This window comes from Methanobacterium formicicum DSM 3637, from assembly GCF_000302455.1.
GTDB lineage: Archaea > Methanobacteriota > Methanobacteria > Methanobacteriales > Methanobacteriaceae > Methanobacterium > Methanobacterium formicicum_A.
Map to the genome: position 1 here is coordinate 88,385 of NZ_AMPO01000005.1, position 6,616 is coordinate 95,000.

Genomic DNA, 6,616 nt, shown 5'->3' on the forward strand with positions numbered 1-6,616 from the left:
AATAACCATTTAAATAAGCCATAATATTCATTAACAAGGTTTAACTATTAATCGGTGTTTTTGCAGTTTTTGCAGATGTTCACTAAGTGTTAAATTAAAATAAGAGAGTGTTTAACAAGTTCTGGTGTTGTAATGCCCAAAACCAAATCCAAACCCCATCCTGAAATATCACAAGTCATGATCATGGAAGGACGCAACAACTTCCCTATAAGCTGGTTGAATAAACAGGGATACTGCGAATACAGCATATACCTGGAAAACGTTAGGGGTATTGAAGTAAAAGCCACTAGGAATATGGTGGTTGGGACCCAGGAACATGCCAGGTTAGAGATGGAATTTAAAAAGGACGCAGAACCCACTACGTTTGAAAAAATGTTAGATGAATCCAGAACTATGGAATTATTATCCCGGGAACTCCCTGTAATATCACACAGTTACGGTATCAGAGGGTACATTGATGAAGTTTGGATGACTCCAGATGAGTTCATCATTATTGATGATAAACCGGGAAAAAAAGCCTTTTCTTCATCAATCAACCAGGTTTTAGGGTACTGTCTGGCTTTCCAGGATATGATTAAAGAAGAAAGAAGAATAGTTGCTGCTTTAAGGGAGAGGGGAACTGATAATATATTCTGGGCCGCGTACTTCGATGAAAAGTCAAAAAATGATATAATATCACTAATTAATAGAGTTCAAGACCTTTTAGTGGGGAAAAAGGATTTTATGGCCACTAATAATCCACGTAAATGCCGGAGCTGCCGTTTGAAGTTAAAATGTGATAAAAAAGCCAGACCCGGGTCACTTTAACCCATTTGATCTGCATTAAATAAATCGTAGATAACTTTAAATATCACCTCAGTCTAAAAGGAGAATGCTGCAACTGCGGCCTTTTTTAATGTTTAGTCCCGTGGGGTAGTGGTAATCCTGCTGGTCTTTGGAACCGGCGACGGCGGTTCGACTCCGCTCGGGACTATTTTTATTCTAAAGTTTAATTATACCTTTTAAAGGGCGATCGCATGGAAAAAATTCTTTTAGTGGGTGTAAACACCCGTGCCGTGGCTTGCTCACTTAAAAAGTTAGGATACAAAGTTTACTCTGCTGATTATTTTGGAACCATGGATCTAAGATCTTGTGCGGACCATGTAGAATCAGTATTAAATCAAAAACCACACATTTCCTGTGGTAAATTTACCCAACGCTTCAACCCTCAACTTATCCAGGAAATGGCCATGAAAATGGTAAATGAAGTGGATGGTATTATCTCTTGTGCAGGATCATCTCCTTCCTGGTTTCCAGGCCACAAGATCATTGGAAACAAGGATGTTGAGGGGGTTGAAGATAAATTTTTCCTTTACCAGAAACTTAAAAAACATTTCCTCGTTCCAGAAACACATCGTCCTGCTGATATATATGAAGCTGCAGAAATTGCCAGGAACGCACCGGCTAAAAAATTTATTTTAAAACCACGATCTGGAGCAGGTGGTTATGGGGTGCGAGTTTTCAATGATCATGATCTAGAAGGTGTTCATGATCTAGAAGGTGTTCATGATCTTGGAGGAATAGGTGTAACCGAAGAAATTAACTCTCATGACTGGATAATGCAGGAGTTCATTGATGGTGAAAATATCAGTGCATCAGTTCTATCTGCTGAAGATGAGGCCAGTACTATACTCACCAGTACCCAGATCATTGGTGATACCATGCTGGGTCAGAAGGAGCCCTTTGGATACTGTGGTAACATCGTCCCCTACACCGGTGATATGAAAATCTCTGAAATTGCCTCAAAAGTAGTGGCCCACCTATCCCTAATAGGCTCTAATGGTGTAGATTTCATATTAAAAAATGGTGAACTATACGTGATTGAAGTCAACCCCCGGCTGCAGGGAACATTTGAATGTGCAGAGCTAGCAATGGATACGAATATGGCTCACGCTCACCTGGAAGCATGCCAGGGGCACCTGGTGAAAGTTCCACCTCCCAGTAGGTTTGCAGTTAAGATGGTGGTCCATGCCAGTGAAAGATCACAGGTGGGTGATTTGAACTTCCCTGGAGTTTGTGACCTACCATTTCCAGGAGTGATAATTGAAAAAGGAGAACCCATGGTCACAGTTTTAAGTTCAGGGGATATAATGGAAAATACGCTATATTCAGCTAGAAAAACTATTCAAAAGGTTTACAGTGCTGTAACCCATGGTCCTGGGATTTAATTGATCTTATTATGTGGTTGTATTATAAGTTGATTTTTTTATTAGGGAATTTAACTGGTCACTTATAATCAAACTTATAAATCCTTGAAAATTTTATGCTGGAACTTTTAAGTATAACTCTTTTTTAACTGAATTTTATCCAAATGCCACTGATAAAATGAAGATAATGGTTCCAATTACAATCAGTACAGTAACCAGGATCTGGGCACCAAATATTAACATAGATACCTTGGCCATTTTGTCTGGGTCTTTTTTTATCTCTTCTATATCAAAATCATATAAAAAGTCATAATAAAATGATTTTATTATTTTCCATATACTCTTAGGGCCCATCATTAAATTCATCCTTTAATTATTTTTATTCCATTTATTATTTTATTTTTCATTAAAATTGTGGTGTGATTTAGCACTGGTAAAATAGTTAGTCATCTTGTCATCCAACTCCCCAAAGGGTAGATGATTCAAGTTATGGTTTACCGAGTAAGATTCCATATCATTCTGGTCATGGTTTATAACACAGATTAGATTCGTTAATATTTAATTAAAAAATTTGGATGTGTATTTATTTTACCAGGAAAATGTACTGTGAAGTGGTGGGTAACTCTCTTCTAACTACCCTTACATCACCCCGGTAAATATAGATTTCTTCACCACAATAATCATTCCCCAGAATCTCACATACCAACATGCATTCCAGTTTTCCTTTAATTCTAGAACCACTCATCTCGGAACTTATCTCAATATATAGGGGTAGCTTTAACTGCGCCTGTGATGTTTTTGGAATGATTGATGCGATTTTATTAAGTTCATTTTTCTTGAAACGATGCCGCGATCCATCGGTCCCCAGTACATGTGGTCTATCTTCTTCTAAAAGCTCTTTTAAGGTTTTCCTTCGCCGGGGAATGTGACGATTTAAGACCATGATCTGTTTTTTTAAGAGTCTATCATTCTGATTTTGATCTCCTCGCCTCATGTAAAACACTCCGAACTGGGAATAACGATCATTAGTAAAGATGATCATCATCATAGTTAAGAATATATTTGGGGGGAATATACTATTAATAGATTAATAGAATTGTTCACAGATCGGAGAATTGTTGAATAAACATTTCTTTAGATTTGGGTAAACATTCTATTAGATTTAATTCTTAAACTATGGTGGGGATTATAAGTGGATATCGATATTGAACAGTGCCGGGAAAATGATAAGATCAAAGAAGTAATCAGTAAAAGTGGACTTTCTGTTAAACATATTAAACTCTTACTTCGCTTATCTGACACCATCTACATTAATGGCATAAACTACAATGTGGTGGTGGAGGGGAATCATGTTCTAATCCTACTTATTTCATCAAAACCCGATAACCAAACTGGGGTCTTCAAAACTTACTCCATTACCAATGTACTTTACAAGCTTAGGGAAATAGAAAAGGAGCATGATGACTTTGAAACTCGATGTGAAGTTGAAGGTGATCTTTTTAAGATACTGGTAAATATAAACGCTTAATTTAAGATATCAGTATTTTAAACTTAATTTAAGATTTTGTGGCTTCAAACACTTAATTTAAGGTGTTGGCGAGTTTAAACTTTTGATTTAGGATGTAGCTGATTTAATTCGTAATTTAGGATTTGATGATGTAAATCAGTGTCAATCGTGAAAAACAGTTTATTATAAAGGTACATTTAGATGAGAATAAAAGATTACCATAGTGCTATTGATGAAATCTCCACTATTGACTTGGAAGCTGATTCTATTGCTGATTCCAGACGAATTCTGGCTGAACTCAATGAAAGGGAGATGATCCTTAAGGAGCTTAAAAAAAGCATCCGGAAGGACATTAAAAATATAGAACTTGATTTTTTAGAAAGAAAACGCAAGATCAACGTGGATTATGCTGGTGGCAAATCACCAGGTATTGTTTCAAAAGTTAGGAGAAAATCCAAGGTTAAAGAAATTAAAAAACTGGAAAAACAATATAATGAATCTCTGCAATCTTATTATAATGTTAAATACATGTTGGATGATCTGTTACTACAGATAGAAGAGGCTAAAGAACCACTAAATAACTATATTAAAAATAGATTATTTGGAGTTTAAACTGGTTTTAAACTATTTTTAGAATTTTATTTTAACTTTTTAGGTAAATTTATTCCATTTTGAAAGATATTTGGGGTATAAACCATTTAGAATAGAAACCATTTGTAGTAAACTCTTAAGAATAGAATTTTTTGGTAATGGTTTAAATATTAATGAATTTTTAAAATTTTTAAAAAAAATGAGATTTAAAAAAAATAGAGATATTTTATCAGGTAATATATTCTTATCTGGTAGAACTTGCCTTTTAGAAGTTTAATTCCACAGGTAAGAGTATTAAAATACCTAATAAATCATCTTTTTCCACTTGGTAGTCCAGTGCTGCTGCAAAAAGTGCATGGTCTGCTGTTCGTTCCATGCTTATGGGAAGGTATGTTTCTTCGCCTACAGCCATGGTGTGTCCGTACTTGTTGGTACCGTAAGCGCTGATGAAACAGATGTGGTTAGCGTTGATGTCGATCTTTTTGATCTGGACTGGTTTGGTTTCCCCTGCCTTGAACTCCTTTTCTTCAGCGGCAATTATTGCCCTAACTTTTCCGGAGATGTTTCCCATCTCGAAGTCAATGGCAGGTTTGGCATGTTTTTTTTGCTCTTTTTTAACCTGGTCCAGTCGGGTTATTATTCTAACCATTAAAGGGCCTCCTCAGCTTCTTCCATGGTCTTTTTGATCATTTTCAACCTGACGAAGTTTTCCCTTTCCATTTCTTCCAAGCGCATTTCAATGTACTTAACGGTGTTCTCCAGCCTTGGAATGATAATATGTTCCAGAGCATTCACACGCCGCTTGGTAGATTCAATTTCACCAGCCAGTAACATAATGGTCTTTTCGATCTCTCCCAGTTCAATGATAAGTTGTAGAGATTCTTCGAATTTCCTGGCAGCTTCATCTAACTTAACTGAAGTATCCATGAAGCCGTAACCACGTTCTACCATGGTTCTTTTGGTGATTTCTGATTCTATTACTGGTACCACCACTCCCATAACACTCCGGGAATCAATGTCTAATTCCACAGATTCAGTGACGGACATGGCAGCTTTCTTAACAGACAGATCACCCATCATTACCTGGGCAGCTGTTAAGTCCTGGTAGGCTTCCTGCAGTTTCTCGGTGACTTCGTCACGGGATCCTTTAACCCTTTCCAGGATGTTGAAAAACTCCATGATCAGGGCGTTTCGTTTCTCTTTAAGGAGACTGTGCCCTTTGACTGCGAGTTTTTCACGCTGTTTTAGTTTTAGAAGTTCCATCCGTGTTGGATTGATGCCTTCTATCATTTCTTGTGCCATTTTATCCCTCTTTTATCCCTCCTAAAAAAATAGGAAGGGGGTTATTTGTGGTCAGGGTGATACTTGGGAATGTGTTCTGCCCGTACCCTCTTAAGCTCTGCTTCGGGTAGTAAGCTCATTAACTCCCAACCAAGGTCCAGGGTTTCCTGGATTGACCTGTCTTCGTCCCTGCTCTGGGTGATGAATTTACCTTCAAAACCATCGGCAAATGCCAGGAATTTACGGTCACGCTCGGTAAGAGCTTCTTCACCGACCACAGCCATCAGGTCTCTGAGGTCACGTCCTTCAGCATATGCTGAGTAAAGCTGGTCAGACACACCACTGTGATCTTCACGGGTCTGTCCTTCACCAATTCCCCCACTCATAAGTCGAGATAGGGATGGCAGCACATCTACTGGTGGATAAATACCTTTACGGTGCAGGTCCCTGCTTAAAACGATCTGTCCTTCAGTGATGTAACCGGTTAAATCTGGAATAGGGTGAGTGATATCGTCCTGAGGCATCACCAGAATAGGCATCTGGGTGATGGAACCCTCTTTACCAGTTATACGTCCTGCCCTTTCATATAAACTGGAAAGGTCAGTGTACATGTAACCAGGGTAACCCCTACGTCCAGGTACTTCGTCACGAGCAGCTGAAATTTCCCTCAAAGCTTCTGCATAGTTGGTCATATCAGTTAGTATAACCAGCACGTGCATGTCATGTTCGAAGGCGAAGTATTCTGCGGTGGTTAATGCCATACGGGGGGTGATGATCCTTTCAATTGCAGGGTCGTCAGCCAGGTTCATGAACACGGTAACCCGTTCTAGTGCTCCGGTTCGTTCAAAGTCACGCATGAAGTAGTTTGCTTCTTCGTGGGTAATACCCATGGCTGCAAATATAACTGCAAACTCTGATTCTTCGGCTAACACCTTAGCCTGTCTTGCTATCTGGGCAGCCAGTTCGTTGTGTGGTAAACCTGATCCAGAGAAGATAGGTAATTTCTGTCCACGTACCAGGGTGTTCATTCCATCTATGGTTGATATACCTG

General features: G+C 38.5%; 9 protein-coding genes and 1 tRNA gene (1 of these 10 only partly in view). 5 read left to right on the plus strand and 5 right to left on the minus strand.

Annotated elements, in window-relative coordinates; genetic code table 11:
• Positions 1-132 precede the first annotated feature (132 nt).
• The 3 genes from A994_RS06760 to A994_RS06770 all read left to right on the plus strand — a co-directional run bounded on the left by A994_RS06760 (position 133) and on the right by A994_RS06770 (position 2,207).
• Positions 133-807: a CRISPR-associated protein Cas4 gene (locus A994_RS06760; protein ID WP_004030642.1), complete on the plus strand. Its 675-nt coding sequence runs from the start codon at positions 133-135 to the stop codon at positions 805-807.
• A gap of 94 nt (positions 808-901) precedes the next feature.
• A tRNA-Gln gene (locus A994_RS06765) sits at positions 902-973 on the plus strand.
• Between the two features lie 43 nt (positions 974-1,016).
• The gene (locus tag A994_RS06770; RefSeq protein WP_004030643.1) at positions 1,017-2,207 is read left to right on the plus strand and encodes an ATP-grasp domain-containing protein; all 1,191 of its coding nucleotides are present in this window, start codon (positions 1,017-1,019) and stop codon (positions 2,205-2,207) included.
• Between the two features lie 135 nt (positions 2,208-2,342).
• On the opposite strand, the gene A994_RS06775 is transcribed toward A994_RS06770, so the two are convergent.
• Both A994_RS06775 and A994_RS06780 read right to left on the minus strand, forming a co-directional pair.
• Positions 2,343-2,543 (minus strand): hypothetical protein, encoded by a 201-nt coding sequence (locus A994_RS06775; RefSeq protein WP_004030644.1) that lies wholly within the window; start codon positions 2,541-2,543, stop codon positions 2,343-2,345.
• A 226-nt stretch (positions 2,544-2,769) separates the two neighbouring features.
• A complete protein-coding gene (locus A994_RS06780) occupies positions 2,770-3,180 on the minus strand; it encodes a DUF61 family protein (RefSeq protein WP_004030645.1) in 411 nt (136 codons plus the stop codon).
• Between the two features lie 198 nt (positions 3,181-3,378).
• Between A994_RS06780 and A994_RS06785 the strand changes: the two genes are divergently transcribed.
• Together A994_RS06785 and A994_RS06790 are read left to right on the plus strand one after the other, a co-directional pair.
• Positions 3,379-3,714 (plus strand): hypothetical protein, encoded by a 336-nt coding sequence (locus A994_RS06785; RefSeq protein WP_004030646.1) that lies wholly within the window; start codon positions 3,379-3,381, stop codon positions 3,712-3,714.
• Between the two features lie 180 nt (positions 3,715-3,894).
• On the plus strand, positions 3,895-4,305 hold the full coding sequence (locus tag A994_RS06790) for a hypothetical protein (protein WP_004030647.1): 411 nt from the start codon (positions 3,895-3,897) through the stop codon (positions 4,303-4,305).
• A gap of 244 nt (positions 4,306-4,549) precedes the next feature.
• On the opposite strand, the gene A994_RS06795 is transcribed toward A994_RS06790, so the two are convergent.
• The 3 genes in view from A994_RS06795 to A994_RS06805 are tightly spaced (at most 41 nt apart) and all read right to left on the minus strand, a layout consistent with a single transcriptional unit that may run on beyond the window.
• Positions 4,550-4,933 (minus strand): DUF22 domain-containing protein, encoded by a 384-nt coding sequence (locus A994_RS06795; protein ID WP_004030648.1) that lies wholly within the window; start codon positions 4,931-4,933, stop codon positions 4,550-4,552.
• Positions 4,933-5,586: a V-type ATP synthase subunit D gene (locus tag A994_RS06800; protein ID WP_004030649.1), complete on the minus strand. Its 654-nt coding sequence runs from the start codon at positions 5,584-5,586 to the stop codon at positions 4,933-4,935. The genes A994_RS06795 and A994_RS06800 overlap by 1 nt, the downstream gene beginning before the upstream one ends.
• Positions 5,587-5,627: 41 nt before the next feature.
• Positions 5,628-6,616, minus strand: the 3' portion of a protein-coding gene (locus A994_RS06805) for an ATP synthase subunit B (RefSeq protein WP_004030650.1). Its footprint extends 403 nt past the window's final position; the window shows 989 of its 1,392 coding nt (coding positions 404-1,392); its start codon lies beyond the right edge, outside the window; its stop codon occupies positions 5,628-5,630.